Raw genomic sequence first — 16,740 nt, 5'->3', positions numbered from 1 at the left:
GATCATGGCCTGCGCCGCACGGCTCTCACGGAATCTCCCCGCACCCGGCGCGAACCGGGCATGGGAGGATGAGCCGCCCTGGTGAAGTGCGGCGATTCGGCACAGGCGAAACGGAAGGACCGGCCCCGGCGGTGAGCGACAACCAGAACCTCCTCGCGGAACAGCGGCGCGCCCTGATCCTCGACGAGGTACGGCGGCGGGGCGGTGTGCGGGTGAACGAACTCACCCGCAAGCTGAACGTCTCCGACATGACCGTGCGCCGGGATCTCGACGCGCTCGCCCGACAGGGCGTCATCGAGAAGGTCCACGGCGGCGCGGTGCCCGTGGTCGAGGCGAGCACGCACGAGCCGGGGTTCGAGGCCAAGTCCTCGCTGGAGCTCAGCGCGAAGGAGGACATCGCGCGGGCGGCGGCGGCGATGGCGGTGCCGGGCAGCGCGATCGCCCTGTCCGGCGGCACGACGACGTACGCCCTGGCGCAGCACCTGGTGGACGTCCCCGATCTGACGGTCGTGACGAACTCGGTGCGGGTCGCCGATGTGTTCCACGCCGCGCAGCGGGCGGGCGCGGCGAGCGGCCAGCGGGCGGCGGCGACCGTGGTGCTCACCGGTGGCGTGCGGACACCGTCGGACTCGCTCGTCGGCCCGGTCGCGGACCAGGCGATCCGCTCGCTCCACTTCGACGTGCTCTTCCTCGGGGTGCACGGCATCTCGGTCGAGGCGGGGCTGTCGACGCCGAACCTGGCGGAGGCGGAGACGAACCGGCGGTTCGTCCGCTCCGCGCGGCGGGTGGTGGTCGTGGCCGACCACACCAAGTGGGGGACGGTGGGGCTGAGTTCGTTCGCCCGGCTGGACGAGGTCGACACGCTCGTGACGGACGCGGGGCTGCCGGCGGAGGCGCGGGAGGAGATCGCGGAGCATCTGCCGCATCTGGTGGTGGCGGGTGAGTCGTCCGAGGCGGCGTCGGAGTGACCGTCTTCCGGGTCGTACGGATGACGCCGTTGTCGCCGGGTGAGGCATGGCGCCGGCTCACCGACTGGCCCGCCCACGCGGGGAAGGTGCCGCTGACGGGGATTTCCGTGCTGACGGCGGGGCCCACGGGCGTGGGCAGCCGGTTCTCCGCCCGTACGGGTGCGGGGCCGGTGGGCTTCGACGATCCGATGGAGGTCGTGCGCTGGGAGCCACCGGAAGCCGGGCGGCCGGGGCACTGCCGGCTGGAGAAGCGCGGCCGGACCGTGCTCGGGTGGGCGGAGATCGAGGTGCGGGCAGCGCCCGGCGGGACGCGAGTGACCTGGACCGAGGAGCTGGGGGTGCGGGGACTGCCGCGCGTGGCCGGCCCGTTGCTCGCGCGGGCGGCCCGGCAGGTCTTCGGCAGGGCGGTGGACGGTCTGCTCGCCGCGCCCACGGGTTCGGCACGGTAGTGCCCATCTGACGGTCCGCCAGCTATCGTGTCCGGGCCCGAGCCGCGCAGGCGCCCCGCTCGCCGACCCCGGAGGTACCGTCCATGCCACGCCGACTCGACCCCGTGGAACTCGAGTTCGCCGAGACCGCACCGGTGCGGCTCGTCTTCAGCGCCGAGGTGCGCGCCGAGCCGTCGGCCGTCTATCGCGCGCTCGCGGAGGACGTGGAGGGTTGGGCGTCCTGGTTCAGGGCGGTGACCTCCGCCCGGCCCACCCGCGGGGGCGCCGGCCGGGAGGTCCGGCTGATGGGCGGCACCCGCTTCGACGAGACGATAGTGGCCGCGGAACCCGGCGTCCGGTACGCCTACCGGGTCGACGAGACCAACGTCCCCGGCGTGCGGGCCATGCTGGAGGAGTGGCGGATCACGCCCAACGGGTCGGGGACGCGGCTGCAGTGGACCATGGCGGCGGCCGGGCCCGCGCCGTTCAGGGTCGGGCTGCGGCTCGGACGGGCGGGCATGGGGCACGCCTTCCGTGACGCCGTCCGCAGCCTCGACCGCCGGCTCGCGGCACCGGCCGCGTAGGCCGGCCGCCCGGGCCGCAGGGCCCTGGGCCCCAGCACCAGTCCCCGTCCCGTCCCCGCCCCGTCCCGTCCCCGTCCCGTCCCGTCCCCGTCCCCGTCCCGTCCCCGTCTCGTCCCCCTCCCCCGGGTCAGTCCGGCCAGACGCCGCTGCCGAGGAACTGGTCGATCGCCTCGGCGTACGGGGCGATGTCCAGAGCCTGTCCGGCCAGCCACTCGTCGGAGTAGTACTTGTCGAGGTAGCGGTCGCCGGGGTCGCAGATCAGCGTGACCACACTGCCCTTCTCACCCTCCGCCACCATCTCCGCGACGATCTTCAGGGCGCTCCACAGCCCCGTGCCGGTGGAGCCGCCCGCCTTGCGCCCGATGGCCTGCTCCAGGGCACGCACGGCGGCGACGGTCGCCGCGTCCGGCACCTTCATCATCCGGTCGATGGCGCCGGGGACGAAGCTCGGCTCCATGCGCGGGCGTCCGATGCCCTCGATGCGTGAGCCGCGGTCGCTCGTCGCCAGCGGGTCGTGACGGGTCCAGCCGTGGAAGAAACAGGAGTTCTCCGGGTCGGGCACACAGATCCTGGTGTCGTACTGCATGTAGTGGACGTAGCGCGCGATGGTCGCCGACGTGCCGCCCGTACCGGCGGTGGCGACGATCCACGCGGGCTCCGGGTAGCGCTCCAGCTTCAGCTGCTCGTAGATCGATTCGGCGATGTTGTTGTTGCCGCGCCAGTCGGTGGCCCGCTCGGCGTAGGTGAACTGGTCCATGTAGTGGCCGCCGGTCTCCGCGGCGAGCGCGGCGGACTCCTCGTACATCTTCCGCGAGTCGTCCACGAAGTGGCACTGTCCGCCGTGGAATTCGATGAGACGGCACTTCTCGCCACTCGTGGTACGCGGCATCACGGCGATGAACGGCACACCGATCAGCTTCGCGAAGTACGCCTCGGACACGGCCGTCGAGCCGCTGGACGCCTCGATGACGGGCTTTCCCGGCCTGATCCAGCCGTTGCAGAGCCCGTACAGGAACAGCGAGCGGGCGAGCCGGTGCTTGAGGCTGCCGGTGGGATGGGTGGACTCGTCCTTGAGGTACAGGTCGATCCCCCACTGCTCCGGCAGCGGGAAGCGCAGCAGGTGGGTGTCGGCCGAGCGGTTCGCGTCGGCCTGCACCTTGCGCACGGCCTCCTTGAGCCACGCCCGGTACTCCGGATCGCTGCGGTCCACGTCGATGGTGGCCGCTGCCTCGTACGCGCTCATGCGCCCCGCTCCTCATCTTGTCGGCTCCGCTGCCGCTCCTACTCCCGCACCGCCCACCATAAGCCCCTCACCTGCACAAACGCTGACTTTGGGGTTCCATAGCAACTCCTTGTGGGACCGTGCCGGAATGCGCCCTGGTGTCGTGGAGGTTCCATGGGCAGACTGAGGTGCAGGAACTGGTGCGAAGGGGGCGGACGGCCATGCAGGAGCCGGAGTTCAACGCCACGGGCGTGCGGATCGAGCGGTGGCCCCGCTCGCTCACGAAGGCCGGTCAGGTCCTGATCGAGGACGGCCGTCTCGCGCTGCTGACCAGCAACGGCCGGGTGATCGACTGCGCCCCGGTGGCGACGGTGCGGGCGGGGAAGCCCTGGTTCGCGGGCGGCGAGATTACGGTCGCGACGGTCAACGGGACGCGCTACCGGCTGACCATGGACCGGCACGGCCGGGGGGACGACGGCCGCAGCCTCGACGGAGCGGCGCTCGCGGGACGGTTCCTGGACGCGCTCCGCAGGGCGGGCGGCGACCGGGCCTGACCGCGGGTCCGGTGCCCGGCCCTTTCGGGCACACAGAGCATGTGCACGGCGTCCGCCGTGGCAGCGGCGCGGCACAGCCGAGCACGGGCGTGGCACACGTGTGTCATGCGCCGCTTCGTCTGACGTTCTCCGCCTTGTGTGCGCGGAGTTGCGAAGTCGTCACCCGGGGTTCACGCTTGACTACATCACTCAGGGTTGACCGGCGGTGACACTGTGACCCAGGCCGCCGGCGCACACAGCAGGCAGCCAACTGCTGGATCCGTTCCTTCGTCTTCTTCCGGACCTCATTCGGGGAGTCGCAGCCGTGATCAGCGAGGCAAGCAGGCATTGCAGGGTGGAGCTCCAGGCCCTCCCGCCGCGGATCGGTCAGGTCCGCAGGATCGTCTCGGCGCAACTGCGCTACTGGCAGCTCGATCCCTTGATAGACCATGCGGCGCTCGGCGTCACAGAGTTGCTGACCAACGTCCACCGGCATGCCGAGCCGGACAAACTCTGCACCGTCGAGATGGAGCTGCTGCTCGACCGACTCACGATCTCGGTGCACGACCACGACCCCAGGCTTCCGGTCGCCGGCACCGCCGGACCGCTCGAGACCACGGGCCGCGGGCTCTCGCTGATCGCGGCCCTCAGCGAGAGCTGGGGCGTGCTGCCCAAGGGCAACGAGGGCAAGGTCGTCTGGTTCACGCTCCCGACGACGCTGCCCATGGGTACGGCGAAGGCGCCCTGCGCGGTCGCCTCCACGTACGGGGCGAGAGCCGGCGCCGCTGTCGCGGCGCGGGCTGCCGTGGCCCTCGACGTTCCGTTCGCGACTGACGCGCCCGTGGCCGGAGCTCCCTTCGCGGTCGCGGACGCCGGACCCTCGTCCGAGCCGCGTACACCCGCGGCGGCCCGGTCGGCCGCTTCCGGCTGACCGGGCCTGCCGGACGACCCGCCGACCGGCCGAGCGAACAGGCCGACCGGAACCGAAACGACCGGAACGACCGGAACGAGCGGAACGAGCGGCTCACTCGGTGGCGATGGCCCGCAGTACGTCGACACGAGCCGCCCGGCGTGCGGGCCGCAGGCCCAGCGAGTGCTCCGGCGGCCAGGTTCGTACCGGTGCATGCCATGCATTACGAGATAAACCTAGGAGGTGAGACACTACTGGTTGGGCGGTAGAGCCCAGGTCAGAGGGGTGGGCAGCATGGCAGACAGGATCTGCTCTCCGCGCTGCACTCGCTGCCGGAGCGTGACGACAGCCCTCCATCTGACACTGTGTCAGGTGGAGGGCTTTTCGTCGTTGGTTGCCACGTAGGTCCCGCGCTGAGGGACGACGAACAGGACGCCCTCCGCCACAAGGGCGGCGATGGCGCGGCGCACGGTGGTCCGCGCTACGCCGTACTGCTGCACAAGCTGAGTCTCCGAGGAGATGGCCCTCCCGGGTGCCCAGTCCCCGCGCTGGATCCGCGCGCGGACGATCTCCGCCAACTGGAGATAGGGCGTCAGTGGTGCGCCGTGGTCAATCTCGCTGTCTGGGTCAACGGCCATGCCGTGATCGTCCCGCCGGTACTACGTAGCGGCATTTCGAGCTACGTCTATGTACGTCTCGGTACGAGGCTGTACCTTGAGATACAAGGAATGACCAGAAGCCAGCGAGGCGGCACCTATGGAGCCAGTCCGCTACTCGACACCACCCGTAGAACTCCCACTTGGCCCGTGGCTGCTGGAGGGGACACCCGCCAAAGGTTGCGGAGTGTGCATGGCGCTGGCGCGCGACCGTGAGGCGGCCGTCAGCGCTGGTGACCACAAGGTGGCATTCGATGCTGCCGCTGGGATCCGGCGGCACCCTCACGGGCGGTCCCAATGAGCCGCGCTGTCTTCCGCCACGCACGCCACCAGATCACCCACGTGCCGGAGGGTGGGATTACCGCTGAGATCACTTGCGTGGCGTACGGCTGTGACGCCACCAGCGGCCCCCAGGGCGATGCCGACGATGCCCAGGACTGGGCGCTGGCCCATACCGGCCGTACGGGACACGCGCTGTTCCGGCGGGAGTACACGGACCACGCCCGTGTGACGCGCCTGGAGTAGCTCCTCCAGGCCCTCAATGCGACCTCCTCCGTACGCCGATGCGGAGGGGATTTTCGTATGTCCGCTGGCCGCTTTGGGCCTATGCGAGTGTCACTGCTACCACGACTACGACATGGGGATCATCCGCAAGCGCGTCGCCACGAAGGGGCATCTGCTCGACGACTTCCCCGGGCTGGGCCTCAAGGCGTATCTGATCCGCGAGCGCGCGGACGGCTCCCCGGTCGACCAGTACGCGCCGTTCTATCTGTGGACCGCGCCCGAGGGAATGAACTCCTTTCTCTTGGGGCCCGGATTCCGGGGCATCGTGAACGACTTCGGGCGGCCGCAGGTGCAGCAATGGACGGGGCTGGCGTACGAGGAAGGCCCGGCGTCCGGGTCCGTGCCGCTGAGCGCGACGCGCCGGCTCGTGCGGCTGCGGGGCGACGAGAGCCCCTCCGAAGCCGTGGAGCGGGCACTCGTGGAGCACCGGGAACTGGCGAGCAGGGACGGTGCGGTGGCGGCCGCCGCCGCGATCGACCCGCGGCACTGGGAGCTCGTCCACTTCGTGCTCTGGGCGGACGGTGCCGCCGCCCGGGACGCGGACGGCGACCGGTTCCAGGTGCTTCATGTGTCCGCCCCGCATCGGGGCGAGCTCGCCCGGGGCAGACAGTGGTGATGCACCGTCAGCCGACAGGGATCGGCGTGAGACAGGGATCGGCGTGAGACAGGGATCAGCGTGAGACAGGGATCAGCGTGAGACAGGGATCAGCGTGAGGTAGACGAGGCCCAGGATCCCGCGGTAGCCGCGCAGCCAGCTCGCCCGGTGGCGGTCCACGCGGGTCCGGATCCCGGCGGCCAGGGGGTGGCCCTCGTGGGCGGCGAGCCATTCCTCCTCGTCGGCGAGGTAGCCGGACTCGAAGTGCTCCCACTCCTCCTCGGTCGCCGTCTCGATCCATTCGACGCGGAACCCGGCGTCGGTGGCGGCCTCCGCGATCGCCGCGAGCGGCAGATGCTCGTCCGCGCGGGCGTCCGGCCACATGGCGGCCAGCTCCTCCGGCGTGGGGGTGCGCTGCCAGAATCCCTCGCCGAACAGCACGCGTCCGCCGGGCGTGACCAGGGCGCGCAGGGCCCGCAGCGCGGCGGTTGTGGCGGACAGTGTCGTCGCCCGGTCCGCACCCGGTGCCGCGTCGAGCAGCGCCTGACCGGAGCCCACGCACAGCACGACGTCGGCCGGTCCGCGCGTCGTACCGGTGGCGGACTCCTCGATGAACTCGACCCGCCCGTCGAGGCCGCGCTCCCCGGCATGACGCCGTCCGCGCGCGAGGTCGCCGGCATTGAGGTCGAGTCCCACCCCCTTCGCTCCCGGCGCGGCCTCCAGCACCCGCAGCGTCAACTCGCCCCATCCGCACCCGATGTCGAGAACCGAGGCAGGGCTGTGCCGCGTCAGGCGCGCGACCAGTCGAGCGGCCCGGGCTTCGGAGAGGGGCCCGTGGAAGGCGAGGCGCGTGAGCCTGGGCGGGAGATCGGTGGCAGACATGGTGGGGACGGTACGACACACGGGCCGCGCGCACACCTGAAATTCCGCGCGGTGCGGCAGGCGCCTCGGCCCCGGGCGGGCGACGGGCGGCGGCCGCACCGATGCCGCAGCCCGGGTCAGGACGCGCGCGCCGGCAGCACGACCAACGGGTCGTCCAGAACCGGCTGCCACGCCAGCTCCGCCGCGCCCACGAGGCTGTTGTGGTCGAGGGTGCAGGGGAGGATCGGGACTCCGCCGCTGCGGCCCCAGAGGCTGCGGTCGGCGACGACGGCGCGCAGGCGTTCCGGGTCGGCGTCGAGCAGTTCGCGGTGGAGGCCGCCGAGGATGATGCGGTCCGGATTGAGGATGTTGACGAGGCCCGCGAGGCCGAGGCCGAGGCGGTCGACGAGCTCCTCGGCGGCCGCGCGAACCGAGGGGTCGCCGTACTCCGTGCGGAGCAGGTCGCGCGACCGCTGGAGCAGGGACACCTCGGGCCCCGGCTCGCGGCCCGCGGCGGTGAGGAAGGCGAGGGGGTCGGCCTCGACGTCGAGGCACCCGCGGCTGCCGCAGTGGCAGGGGCGGCCCTCGGGGTTGACGGTGAGGTGGCCGACCTCCAGGGCGAGGCCCGAACTGCCCGTGTGCAGGCGGCCGTCGAGGACGAGGGCACCACCGACGCCGCGGTGGCCGGTGGCCACGCAGAGCAGATGCTGGGCGCCGCGGCCGGCGCCGTGGCGGTGCTCTGCGAGAGCGGCGAGGTTGACGTCGTTGCCCGTGAAGGCCGGTCCCGTGATGCCGGCCGCGCGGACGCGTTCGGCGAAGATGTCGCGCACCGGTGCGCCCGCGGGCCAGGCGAGATGCAGCGGGTTGAGCGCGGTGCCCTCGGGCTCGGCCACGGCGGAGGGGACGGCGAGCCCCGCGCCCACACAGTGGCGGCCGGTGGCACGCAGCAGAGCGGCTCCGGCGTCGACGACCTCGCCGAGCACCTGGGCCGGGTCGGCGGAGACCGTGACACAGCCGGGCGCGGTCGCGACGATCCGCCCTCCGAGCCCGACGAGCGCGGCCCGGAACCCGTCCGCGTGCACCTGTGCGGCGAGTGCGACGGGGCCCGTGTCGTCGACGGACAGCCGGTGCGAGGGGCGGCCCTGCGAACCGGCGGCGGCGCCCGGCCGGGAGTCGACGCGGATCAGCCCGAGCGCTTCGAGTTCGGCGGCGACGGCACCGGCGGTGGCACGCGTGACGCCCAGTTCGGCGGTGAGTACGGCGCGGGTGGGCGCCCGGCCCGTGTGCACCAGTTCCAGTGCGGGGCCGAGCGCGCTGCGGCCTCTCTCCAGCCGCGTCCGGGCGGTCGTCGCCTTGCCGTTCATGGAGGCGAGTCTCCCATGATCCAGCGGGCGGGTGGAGGCTGCTGCGGCGGCCGCCGAGCGGCGCGGGCCGGTGCCGCGTCCGGGGCGGCGCGGGTCCGTGCCGCGTCCGGGGCCTGAGCAGAGCTCCGGGCGGCCCGGGCGCCAGGGCGGTCCCGTTGCTCCCGTGGCGCGTTCCTGCGCGCTTGTGCCGGACCGGCGCCGCCCCCTATCCTGACTTTGTGCCGCTACTAAACAAACTGCGCACGGCCACACCGGGCAGCCACGGCGGAGATCCCGCCTCCCGCTCCCTGACCCGCCTACGCGCCGCTCTGACCGTCTTCTTCGCCCTCGACGGCTTCCTCTTCGCCGGCTGGGTGGTCCGCATCCCCGCCATCAAGCAGCAGACCGGCGCCTCGGAGAGCGGTCTGGGCCTCGCCCTTCTCGGGGTGTCGGCCGGTGCCGTGGTGACGATGACCCTCACGGGGCGGCTGTGCCGGCGCTTCGGGAGCGACCCGGTGACCGTGGCGGCCGGGGTCCTGATGTCGCTGAGCATCGCGCTGCCCGCGCTGACGCACTCGACGCTCGCGCTCGGCCTGGTGCTGCTGGTCTTCGGCACGGCGTACGGCGGCATCAACGTGGCGATGAACAGCGCCGCCGTGGATCTCGTCGCCGCGCTGCGACGGCCGGTCATGCCCAGCTTCCACGCCGCCTTCAGCCTCGGTGGCATGATCGGGGCCGGGCTCGGCGGCCTGGTCGCCGCGGGCCTCTCCCCCACGGCGCACCTGCTCACGCTCACCGGGATCGGGCTGATCGTCACGGCTGCGGCGGGCCCGACGCTGCTCCGGCACCCCTCGCCCGTGCCGCTCACGTCGCCGGGCGCCGACGGGCCACGGTCCGCACCCACCGCCCCGGCCGCACGGCTGAGCGGCCGGACCCGCCGCCTGGTCGTGCTCTTCGGCGTGATCGCGCTCTGCACGGCGTACGGCGAGGGCGCGCTGGCCGACTGGGGCGCGCTCCATCTGGAGCAGGACCTGGACGCGCACCCGGGTGTGGCTGCCGCCGGGTACTCGCTGTTCGCCCTCGCCATGACCGCGGGCAGGCTCAGCGGCACCGCCCTGCTGGAACGGCTCGGCCAGACCCGGACCCTGGTCGCGGGCGGCTCGACCGCCGCGGCCGGCATGCTGCTCGGCGCACTGGCCCCGACCACATGGCCGGCGCTGCTGGGGTTCGCCGTGACCGGGCTCGGCCTCGCCAACATCTTCCCGGTGGCAGTCGCCCGAGCGGGCGCCCTCGCCGGTCCCGCCGGAGTAGCCGCCGCGTCCACGCTGGGCTACGGAGGGATGCTGCTCGGGCCACCCGCGATCGGCTTCCTCGCCGACTGGTTCTCCCTGCCGGTGGCCCTGACGACGGTGGCGGCGCTCGCGGGTGCCGCGGCCGTGATCGGGTACGCGTCGGGCAAGGCCCACGTGCCCGTATCGGCACAGGCCGCGTAGAAACTCAGGCACCAGAAGCCGCTGAGCAGCCGTACTCAGGCGTCCGCGCAGCCGGCGCCCCACCATGGGGACATCGACCTCGGGGGCAACCGACGACGAACTCGACCGGACGTCTCAGCCGGATCGCCCGGCTGACCTTCGCCAGTCCGGCGTCGCTCGTGTATCCCGGGCCCGTGGCCGTGGCCACTCTGCTCGCCGCGTACGACACGCTCTTCGTGCACCACGAGGATGCATCGTTCGCCCGGTTGCTGCCCATGCTCCTCACCGACACCGACGTTCTTCGTCGTCGCGGAGAGCGGCGAAAGGCTCGGCGGTCCCATGGCCGGATCTGACTGGTTCCCATGCGTGGCACCGGCGCTGTCGGCGCTGATCCGGTCGTACGCGCTCGGCCGGCTCCTACGACTGCTGCGCGGCAGGCCACACGCCGCACACGCACGGGGTGTCCGACATCGCTGGCACAATGCCCCGCATGGAAACCGCGGAGCTGATCACCTGCCTCGCCGACGAGGGCCGTTCGCTGGCCGGTGCCGCGTCGAAGGCGGGCACGGACGCCGCCGTGCCGACCTGCCCGGGCTGGCAGGTCGGGGACCTGCTCCGGCACACCGGCATGGTCCACCGCTGGGCGACGGCGTTCGTGGTCGAGGGGCACACGGCGTACCACCCGGACGCGGGTGAGCCGGACCTCGACGGGGACGAGTTGCTGGAATGGTTCCGCGAGGGGCACGGGCTGTTGGTCGCGGCGCTCACCGACGCGCCGGACGATCTGGACTGCTGGAGCTTCCTGCCCGCGCCCTCGCCCCGGGCCTTCTGGGCACGGCGTCAGGCCCATGAGACCGCCGTGCACCGTGTGGACGCGGAGGCCGCGCTCGGCGAAGGCGGTCCCCTCGCGACGTCGGCGGCCGTGCCGGCCCGGCTTGCGGCCGACGGGATCGACGAGCTGCTCTGCGCGTTCCACGCCCGGTCCAGGAGCCGGGTGCGCACGGACGCGCCGCGGACCTTCCGGGTACGGGCCACGGACACGGACGACGTCTGGACCGTGCATCTGTCCCAGGAGCCGGCGCGCACCGACCGGACCGGCGCGGGACCGGCGGACTGCGAGCTGGGCGGTCCCGCCGGGCGGCTCTACCTGGCGCTGTGGAACCGCCTGCCACTGACCGCCGTGACCGTCACCGGCGACACCGCACTCGCGCGGCTCTGGGGCAAGAAGTCCGCGATCACCTGGTCCTGAGCGCCCGGAGCCCCGGAACCCAGGCATCACCGGCCCGGGCCTCAGCCGTCCGGGCCTCAGCCGTCCGGGCCTCAGCCGTCCGCGCCCGCCGGCATCCGGGAGAGCACCGCCCGCTGCAACGGCTGAACCTCGGCAGGGCGCTCGCGGCCCTTGTCCGTGAGCACCACACGCACCCCGCGCCGGTCCTCACCACACCCGCCGCGCGTCACCAGGCCGTCTTTCTCCAGTCGTGCGACCGGACGCGACAGCGCGCGCCGGCTCACATGCACGCTTCGGGCCAGCTCCTGCACGAGCCCGTCGGAGCCCACAACTGACCGGCACGACACGGGGATCGGCGGTGTGCGGGTGGTTGCCCGAACACCACCGCGCTGTGAGACTCCCGTCCATGGGGGACGCCATGGGGAGACGTACACAGGCCGAGCGGGACACGATCACCGTCGAGATCGGGTACGCCCTGTTCAGCGCCGTCTTCGCAGCGGCCCTGGTCTTCGGCGCTATCGCGGGACCCGCGCTGCTGCTCGATCCGCCCCGCGCGGTGGAGCGCATCCTGGTGGTCGCCGGAGGCGTGGTCGCGGGGCTCGTCTTCGTGGCGCGGGTCGTGCACGTGCTGTGGCGGTTTCCCCGGGGGACCGGCGGAGGTCAGCCGAGCCAGCCGGGGCGGACGAGCCCCGACTCGTAGGCCAGGACGACCAGTTGGGCCCGGTCGCGGGCGCCCAGCTTCACCATCGTCCGGCTGACGTGGGTCTTGGCCGTGAGAGGGCTCACCACGAGCCGGCGGGCGATCTCCTCGTTGGAGAGTCCGATCCCGACGAGGGCCATCACCTCCCGCTCCCGCTCGGTGAGTTCGGCCAGGCGCTCGTCCTGCGCGGGCGCCTTGGACCGGGCGGCGAACTCGGCGATGAGACGGCGCGTCACCCCTGGCGAGAGCAGCGCGTCGCCGTCCACCACCGCCCGTACGGCGCGCAGCAGTTCGTCCGGCTCGGTGTCCTTCACCAGGAACCCGGAGGCGCCGGCACGGATCGCCTCGAAGACGTACTCGTCCAGCTCGAAGGTGGTCAGCATGACGACCTTCACGCCGTCGAGGGAGTCGTCCTCGGTGATACGGCGCGTGGCGGCGAGCCCGTCGAGCAGCGGCATGCGGATGTCCATCAGGACGACGTCGGGCTTGAGCGCGGCGACTTCGCGCAGCGCTGCCTCGCCGTCCGCGGCCTCCCCCGCCACCTCGATGTCGGGCTGGGCGTCGAGCAGTGCCCGGAAGCCGGCGCGTACCAGTGACTGGTCGTCGGCGAGCAGTACCCGGATCACGGTGCGTCCTCCAGTGCCCTCGGCTCGAACGGCAGGTCGGCCTGCACCCGGAAGCCGCCGTCCGGACGGATGCCCGCCTCGATCGTGCCACCGAGCGCCGCGGCCCGCTCCCGCATCCCGGCGAGTCCGTTGCCGCTCCCACCCTGTTCGGTGCCGGTGGCGGGGCCGTCGTCGTCGATACGGAGATCCAGAAGGCCCGGCGCGTAGCGGATGGCCACGCGTGCGGTACGGGACCCGGAGTGGCGCACCACGTTGGTCAGCGCCTCCTGCACGATCCGGAAGGCGGCGAGATCGGCTCCGGGCGGCAGCGCGGTCTTCGTCCCCTCGGTGGTGATCTCCACGGTGAGTCCGGTCCTGGCGGCCTGCTCGACGAGCTCGGGAAGCCGGTCGAGGCCGGGTGCGGGAGCGCGGGGTGCGTCGCCGGGGGTGCGCAGGGTGTCCAGGACCTGTCGCACCTCCCCCAGGGCCTCCTTGCTCGCCGCCTTGATGGTCGTGAGTGCCGTACGGGCCTGCTCGGGGTCGGAGTCCAGCAGCGCGAGGCCGACCCCGGCCTGGACGTTGATGACGGAGATGGAGTGGGCGAGCACGTCGTGGAGTTCGCGGGCGATGCGCAGCCGCTCCTCGTCGGCGCGGCGCTTCTCGGCGGCGGCGCGCTCGGCGCGCTCACGGAGCCGCTGCTCCCTGCGGGCACGGACGAGTTCGGCGCCGGCGAGGATGGCCACGACCCAGGCGGTGCCGATCAGTTCCTGGCCCCATGGCGCGGGGCTGTCGCCCTCCGGTGGGAGATACCGGTAGAGCCAGTGACCGACCAGCAGATGGCCGACGGCGAGCACCCCCACGGCCCACCAGGCGGCGCGCCGGTGTCCGGCGACGATCGCCGAGAAGACCCCGACGGCCACGGTGACGAAGACAGGCCCGTACGGATAGCCGGCGGCCAGATACGCCAGGGCGGTCGCCGCCGCGCCGAAGAGCGCGGCGACCGGGTGCGTGCCGCGCAGCAGGAGGAAGGCGGGACCGGCGAGCAGCAGGGCACGCGCGAAGGCGTCGAGCGGCTCCCGGTCGGTCTGGTTCTTCGCCGCGAAGCCCGTCGCGACCATCACGAAGACGGCGAGCACCAGCGTGGATCGCCAGGGCACGCCGGTCCCGCCCCACCGGTCCGCCCAACGGTCCGGTCCATGACGCCACCGCGGTGGCCCGCCGTGCGTCCACGGCGGGCCACCGCGGTGGTGGCGCGTGCGCTGCTCATCCATACCGGTCACGCTAGACCGCCCTGGTCGGCGGGCGTCGGTCGAGCGCGGTGATCGGACGTACTCCCTGTGGAGTACGCGAGCCGCTGTCAGAGGGCCGTGGCAGGGGGGCCGCCGGCGGCCGGGCCGGGGGCGACGAGTCCGGTCTCGCGGGCGATGCGGGAGACCGCGTACGAGAAGAAGGTCTCCCGGTCCTCCACGATGCGGTGGAACTGGCCGAAGATCTCGAAGGAGATCAGCCCGAACACCTGGGACCAGGCGGCCACCAGGGCGACGACGAGACCCGGGGGAAGGTCGAGCGCGAGATCGGCGGTCAACCGGTCGGCTTCGGTGCGCAGTTCGGCGGGGAGCGGGGGCGGGGCGACGCCGGGACCCTGGTGGGCGTCGCGGGCGATGGAGATGAGGACGAGGCCGACGCGGGACGCCGGCCCGATGGTGGTCGCCGGTGCCGCGTATCCCGGAACGGGCGAGCCGTAGATCAGGGCGTACTCGTGGGGGTGGGCGAGGGCCCAGGCCCGGACGGCCGCGCAGACGGCGGTCCAGCGGACGACGGGGTCGGCCGGTCCGGCGGCGTCGGCCGGTCCCGCCGCCCCGGCGGAGGCCGCTGCGCCGGCAGGGGCATCGACATCGGCGAGGGCCCGCTCGGCGGCGGCGCCGACGGCATCGTACGCGTCGACGATCAGCGCGGTGAGCAGCTCGTCACGGCTCGGGAAATAGCGGTACAGCGCCGAGGACACCATGCCGAGCTCGCGCGCGACGGCGCGCAGGGAGAGCTTCGCGGCGCCCTCGGCGGCGAGCTGTCTGCGCGCCTCGTCCTTGATGGCGGTGGTGATCTCGCTGCGGGCGCGCTCCCTGGCTCCGCGCATGGTGCTGCTCGTTCTGCTCGATCCGCTCGCACGGCTGGCGCTGTTCATGCGAGACAGTGTGTCACGTTTCGGAGCACCGGCCAATAACGAAAGCACTGCTCTTGCTCTGGGCCACCGATCCCGTGCAGACTGCTCCTGACCGAGAGCAGTGCTCTCTCAACCTCACACGCTGGAGATCGCCATGTCGTCGTCGCCGCACTACATCAAGGCCAACGCGTTCGAGGGCCGCATGAACCGCGTCGTGGGCTGGCTCGCCCGTCGCGGCGTCAGCCTCCTCGGCTCCGCCGAGCTCTCCGTGCGCGGCCGCAAGAGCGGCACCATGCAGCGCATCCCCGTCAATCCCTTCACCCAGGAAGGAGCGCAGTTCCTGGTCTCGGCCCGCGGTCACTCCCAGTGGGTGCGCAACATGCGCACCGCGGGCGGCGGCGAGCTGCGTGTCGGCCGCAAGGTGCGCACCTTCACCGCCGTGGAGATCCCGGACAGCGAGAAGCTCCCCGTCCTGCGCGGCTACCTCGAGCGCTGGGGCTGGGAGGTCGACCGGTTCTTCAAGGGCGTCACCGCCAAGTCCTCCGACGAGGAGATCCTGGCGGCCGCCCCCGATCACCCGGTCTTCCGGATCACGATCACGAAGTGACGCGCGCTCCGTCGGCGTCCTGCTCGCCCGTTGCCGCCTCGCCGCCGGCGGCCCGGGCGCGGTCCGCTCCCGTGCGCGGCGGCCGTGCCCGGTCCAGCGCCTCCAGCGCGCGCCGGGCCATGGGCCGGGAGCGCACGATGCCCGCCAGCGACGTCGAACCGCGGGTGATGTCCGCGAAGGCCTTCCAGGCCGGCCGGAAGCCGGTGATCGCCGCCTGCAGCAGGCCCGGACGCCGCTCGAACACCGCGAGCATGCGCCGCCCAACGCCCATCTCCACACCCAGCCCCGCCTTGATGGCGAAGGCGTAGTTCAGCGCCTGGCGGCGGGCGTCCACGGCGTCGTTCGCCTCGGCGATCCGTACCGCCCACTCCCCCGCGAGGCGCCCCGAGCGCAGGGCGAACGAGATGCCCTCGCGCGTCCACGGCTCCAGCAGCCCGGCCGCGTCACCACAGACCAGCACCCGTCCGCGCGACAGCGGCGAGTCGTCGGCGCGGCAGCGGGTCAGATGCCCGGACGAGATGGAGGGCTCGAAACCGGCCAGCCCCAGACGGGCGATGAAGTCCTCCAGGTAGCGTTTGGTGGCGGCCCCCTCGCCGCGCGCCGAGATCACCCCGACGGTCAGCACCTTGCCCTTGGGGAAGACCCAGCCGTAGCTTCCGGGCAGCGGCCCCCAGTCGATCAGCACCCGCCCCGCCCAGTCCTCGGCCACCGTCGCGGGCACCGGGATCTCGGCCTCCAGGCCCAGGTCCACCTGGTCGAGCTTGACCCCGACATGCGCTCCTATGCGGCCGGCACTGCCGTCGGCGCCGACGACGGCCCGCGCGAGGACCGTCTCGCCGTCGGCGAGGACGACCGCGACCGTGCGGCGGTCCGGCACGGCGGGTCCGTGCTGCTCGACGCGGGAGACCGTCGCCCCGGTGCGCAGTTGCGCGCCCGCCTTCTGCGCCTGCTCGACCAGCGCGGCGTCGAACTCGGGCCGGTTGACGAGCCCGAAGAGCATCCGCCGCGAGCGGCGCGTGCGGGACAGCCTTCCGTTCAGCGAGAAGGTGACCGCGTGCACCCGGTCCTGGAGCGGCAGTTCGAAGCCGGGCGGCAGGGCGTCCCGCGAGGGCCCGATGATCCCTCCGCCGCAGGTCTTGTAGCGGGGCAGCTCGGCCTTCTCCAGGAGGAGCACCCGGCGTCCTGCGACCGCGGCGGCATAGGCCGCCGACGCTCCCGCCGGTCCGGCACCGACCACGACGACATCCCACACCGGCTCGCCGTGTCCGCCCACGACATCTGCGTTCTCGCTGCTCACGATGTG

The 16,740-nt window shown here is 72.8% G+C and carries 20 protein-coding genes and 1 pseudogene; 12 read left to right on the top strand and 9 right to left on the bottom strand.

From position 1 onward, the window contains the following. The first annotated feature begins 131 nt into the window (after positions 1–131). From ACWCP0_RS27430 to ACWCP0_RS27420, 3 genes are all read left to right on the top strand, one after another. Positions 132–968 carry a DeoR/GlpR family DNA-binding transcription regulator gene (locus ACWCP0_RS27430; protein ID WP_451081448.1) on the top strand — a complete coding sequence of 279 codons (837 nt, stop codon included), beginning with the start codon at positions 132–134 and terminating at the stop codon, positions 966–968. Further along, the gene (locus ACWCP0_RS27425) at positions 965–1,417 is read left to right on the top strand and encodes an SRPBCC family protein (protein WP_451081447.1); all 453 of its coding nucleotides are present in this window, start codon (positions 965–967) and stop codon (positions 1,415–1,417) included. The genes ACWCP0_RS27430 and ACWCP0_RS27425 overlap by 4 nt, the downstream gene beginning before the upstream one ends. 83 nt (positions 1,418–1,500) lie before the next feature. Then, positions 1,501–1,980 (top strand): SRPBCC family protein, encoded by a 480-nt coding sequence (locus ACWCP0_RS27420; RefSeq protein WP_451081446.1) that lies wholly within the window; start codon positions 1,501–1,503, stop codon positions 1,978–1,980. A gap of 127 nt (positions 1,981–2,107) precedes the next feature. On the opposite strand, the gene ACWCP0_RS27415 is transcribed toward ACWCP0_RS27420, so the two are convergent. Continuing rightward, on the bottom strand, positions 2,108–3,223 hold the full coding sequence (locus ACWCP0_RS27415; RefSeq protein ID WP_451081445.1) for a PLP-dependent cysteine synthase family protein: 1,116 nt from the start codon (positions 3,221–3,223) through the stop codon (positions 2,108–2,110). A 200-nt stretch (positions 3,224–3,423) separates the two neighbouring features. Here ACWCP0_RS27415 and ACWCP0_RS27410 point away from each other — a divergent pair, with 200 nt between their 5' ends. Together ACWCP0_RS27410 and ACWCP0_RS27405 are read left to right on the top strand one after the other, a co-directional pair. After that, the gene (locus ACWCP0_RS27410; RefSeq protein WP_451081444.1) at positions 3,424–3,756 is read left to right on the top strand and encodes a hypothetical protein; all 333 of its coding nucleotides are present in this window, start codon (positions 3,424–3,426) and stop codon (positions 3,754–3,756) included. A 304-nt stretch (positions 3,757–4,060) separates the two neighbouring features. Continuing rightward, complete coding sequence (locus tag ACWCP0_RS27405) at positions 4,061–4,666, top strand: ATP-binding protein (protein WP_451081443.1); 606 nt, start codon at positions 4,061–4,063, stop codon at positions 4,664–4,666. Positions 4,667–5,013: 347 nt separating this feature from the next. Here ACWCP0_RS27405 and ACWCP0_RS27400 read toward each other — a convergent pair whose 3' ends face one another. Beyond that, a complete protein-coding gene (locus ACWCP0_RS27400) occupies positions 5,014–5,283 on the bottom strand; it encodes a GntR family transcriptional regulator (protein WP_451081442.1) in 270 nt (89 codons plus the stop codon). A 315-nt stretch (positions 5,284–5,598) separates the two neighbouring features. Between ACWCP0_RS27400 and ACWCP0_RS27395 the strand changes: the two genes are divergently transcribed. Both ACWCP0_RS27395 and ACWCP0_RS27390 read left to right on the top strand, forming a co-directional pair. Next, positions 5,599–5,826, top strand: coding sequence for a DUF7848 domain-containing protein (locus ACWCP0_RS27395; protein WP_451081441.1), 228 nt, complete (start codon positions 5,599–5,601; stop codon positions 5,824–5,826). Positions 5,827–5,938: 112 nt separating this feature from the next. Further along, entirely contained in the window at positions 5,939–6,481 is a 543-nt protein-coding gene (locus tag ACWCP0_RS27390; protein WP_451081440.1) for a DUF4865 family protein, read from the top strand. 72 nt (positions 6,482–6,553) lie between these two features. Here the strand turns inward: ACWCP0_RS27390 and ACWCP0_RS27385 are convergent, their stop codons facing one another. Next, the gene (locus ACWCP0_RS27385) at positions 6,554–7,342 is read right to left on the bottom strand and encodes an SAM-dependent methyltransferase (RefSeq protein WP_451081439.1); all 789 of its coding nucleotides are present in this window, start codon (positions 7,340–7,342) and stop codon (positions 6,554–6,556) included. Positions 7,343–7,458: 116 nt separating this feature from the next. Further along, a complete protein-coding gene (locus ACWCP0_RS27380) occupies positions 7,459–8,685 on the bottom strand; it encodes an ROK family protein (protein ID WP_451081438.1) in 1,227 nt (408 codons plus the stop codon). A 218-nt stretch (positions 8,686–8,903) separates the two neighbouring features. Between ACWCP0_RS27380 and ACWCP0_RS27375 the strand changes: the two genes are divergently transcribed. The 3 genes from ACWCP0_RS27375 to ACWCP0_RS27365 all read left to right on the top strand — a co-directional run bounded on the left by ACWCP0_RS27375 (position 8,904) and on the right by ACWCP0_RS27365 (position 11,385). Further along, entirely contained in the window at positions 8,904–10,157 is a 1,254-nt protein-coding gene (locus ACWCP0_RS27375) for an MFS transporter (RefSeq protein ID WP_451081437.1), read from the top strand. Continuing rightward, positions 10,043–10,489, top strand: coding sequence for an SCO4225 family membrane protein (locus tag ACWCP0_RS27370; protein WP_451081539.1), 447 nt, complete (start codon positions 10,043–10,045; stop codon positions 10,487–10,489). The genes ACWCP0_RS27375 and ACWCP0_RS27370 overlap by 115 nt, the downstream gene beginning before the upstream one ends. A 137-nt stretch (positions 10,490–10,626) precedes the next feature. Then, entirely contained in the window at positions 10,627–11,385 is a 759-nt protein-coding gene (locus ACWCP0_RS27365) for a maleylpyruvate isomerase family mycothiol-dependent enzyme (RefSeq protein ID WP_451081436.1), read from the top strand. A 71-nt stretch (positions 11,386–11,456) separates the two neighbouring features. On the opposite strand, the pseudogene ACWCP0_RS27360 reads toward ACWCP0_RS27365, so the two are convergent. Beyond that, positions 11,457–11,675: pseudogene (locus ACWCP0_RS27360) on the bottom strand (MarR family transcriptional regulator); the annotation flags it as partial. A gap of 95 nt (positions 11,676–11,770) precedes the next feature. Here ACWCP0_RS27360 and ACWCP0_RS27355 point away from each other — a divergent pair. Then, positions 11,771–12,064, top strand: coding sequence for a DUF6332 family protein (locus ACWCP0_RS27355; protein WP_451081435.1), 294 nt, complete (start codon positions 11,771–11,773; stop codon positions 12,062–12,064). Here ACWCP0_RS27355 and ACWCP0_RS27350 read toward each other — a convergent pair. From ACWCP0_RS27350 to ACWCP0_RS27340, 3 genes are all read right to left on the bottom strand, one after another. Beyond that, positions 12,025–12,690, bottom strand: coding sequence for a response regulator transcription factor (locus tag ACWCP0_RS27350; RefSeq protein ID WP_351237139.1), 666 nt, complete (start codon positions 12,688–12,690; stop codon positions 12,025–12,027). The two genes, ACWCP0_RS27355 and ACWCP0_RS27350, sit on opposite strands and share 40 nt — an antisense overlap. Next, positions 12,687–13,940, bottom strand: a complete 1,254-nt coding sequence (locus ACWCP0_RS27345) for a sensor histidine kinase (protein ID WP_451081434.1) — start codon at positions 13,938–13,940, stop codon at positions 12,687–12,689. Before ACWCP0_RS27345 ends, ACWCP0_RS27350 begins: the two co-directional genes overlap by 4 nt. A gap of 86 nt (positions 13,941–14,026) precedes the next feature. Continuing rightward, positions 14,027–14,851, bottom strand: coding sequence for a TetR/AcrR family transcriptional regulator (locus tag ACWCP0_RS27340; RefSeq protein ID WP_451081433.1), 825 nt, complete (start codon positions 14,849–14,851; stop codon positions 14,027–14,029). Positions 14,852–14,984: 133 nt separating this feature from the next. Here ACWCP0_RS27340 and ACWCP0_RS27335 point away from each other — a divergent pair, with 133 nt between their 5' ends. Then, positions 14,985–15,437 (top strand): nitroreductase/quinone reductase family protein, encoded by a 453-nt coding sequence (locus tag ACWCP0_RS27335; RefSeq protein ID WP_451081432.1) that lies wholly within the window; start codon positions 14,985–14,987, stop codon positions 15,435–15,437. Here ACWCP0_RS27335 and ACWCP0_RS27330 read toward each other — a convergent pair. Continuing rightward, complete coding sequence (locus ACWCP0_RS27330) at positions 15,427–16,734, bottom strand: geranylgeranyl reductase family protein (RefSeq protein ID WP_451081431.1); 1,308 nt, start codon at positions 16,732–16,734, stop codon at positions 15,427–15,429. The genes ACWCP0_RS27335 and ACWCP0_RS27330 overlap by 11 nt on opposite strands. Between the last annotated feature and the right edge of the window lie 6 nt (positions 16,735–16,740).

Source organism: Streptomyces sp. NPDC001970 (genome assembly GCF_053594115.1).
Note: the sequence above shows the minus strand (reverse complement) of the source record. Positions and strands in the feature narration are given on the sequence as shown.

What these genes read in the sequence shown, in the direction of transcription:
- ACWCP0_RS27420 (WP_451081446.1), top strand. Translation starts at nt 1,501, where the DNA reads ATGCCACGCCGACTCGACCCCGTGGAACTCGAGTTCGCCGAGACCGCA.
- ACWCP0_RS27415 (WP_451081445.1), bottom strand. Translation starts at nt 3,223, where the DNA reads ATGAGCGCGTACGAGGCAGCGGCCACCATCGACGTGGACCGCAGCGAT.
- ACWCP0_RS27410 (WP_451081444.1), top strand. Translation starts at nt 3,424, where the DNA reads ATGCAGGAGCCGGAGTTCAACGCCACGGGCGTGCGGATCGAGCGGTGG.
- ACWCP0_RS27400 (WP_451081442.1), bottom strand. Translation starts at nt 5,283, where the DNA reads ATGGCCGTTGACCCAGACAGCGAGATTGACCACGGCGCACCACTGACG.
- ACWCP0_RS27395 (WP_451081441.1), top strand. Translation starts at nt 5,599, where the DNA reads ATGAGCCGCGCTGTCTTCCGCCACGCACGCCACCAGATCACCCACGTG.
- ACWCP0_RS27390 (WP_451081440.1), top strand. Translation starts at nt 5,939, where the DNA reads ATGGGGATCATCCGCAAGCGCGTCGCCACGAAGGGGCATCTGCTCGAC.
- ACWCP0_RS27385 (WP_451081439.1), bottom strand. Translation starts at nt 7,342, where the DNA reads ATGTCTGCCACCGATCTCCCGCCCAGGCTCACGCGCCTCGCCTTCCAC.
- ACWCP0_RS27380 (WP_451081438.1), bottom strand. Translation starts at nt 8,685, where the DNA reads ATGAACGGCAAGGCGACGACCGCCCGGACGCGGCTGGAGAGAGGCCGC.
- ACWCP0_RS27365 (WP_451081436.1), top strand. Translation starts at nt 10,627, where the DNA reads ATGGAAACCGCGGAGCTGATCACCTGCCTCGCCGACGAGGGCCGTTCG.
- ACWCP0_RS27355 (WP_451081435.1), top strand. Translation starts at nt 11,771, where the DNA reads ATGGGGGACGCCATGGGGAGACGTACACAGGCCGAGCGGGACACGATC.
- ACWCP0_RS27345 (WP_451081434.1), bottom strand. Translation starts at nt 13,940, where the DNA reads ATGGATGAGCAGCGCACGCGCCACCACCGCGGTGGCCCGCCGTGGACG.
- ACWCP0_RS27340 (WP_451081433.1), bottom strand. Translation starts at nt 14,851, where the DNA reads ATGAACAGCGCCAGCCGTGCGAGCGGATCGAGCAGAACGAGCAGCACC.
- ACWCP0_RS27335 (WP_451081432.1), top strand. Translation starts at nt 14,985, where the DNA reads ATGTCGTCGTCGCCGCACTACATCAAGGCCAACGCGTTCGAGGGCCGC.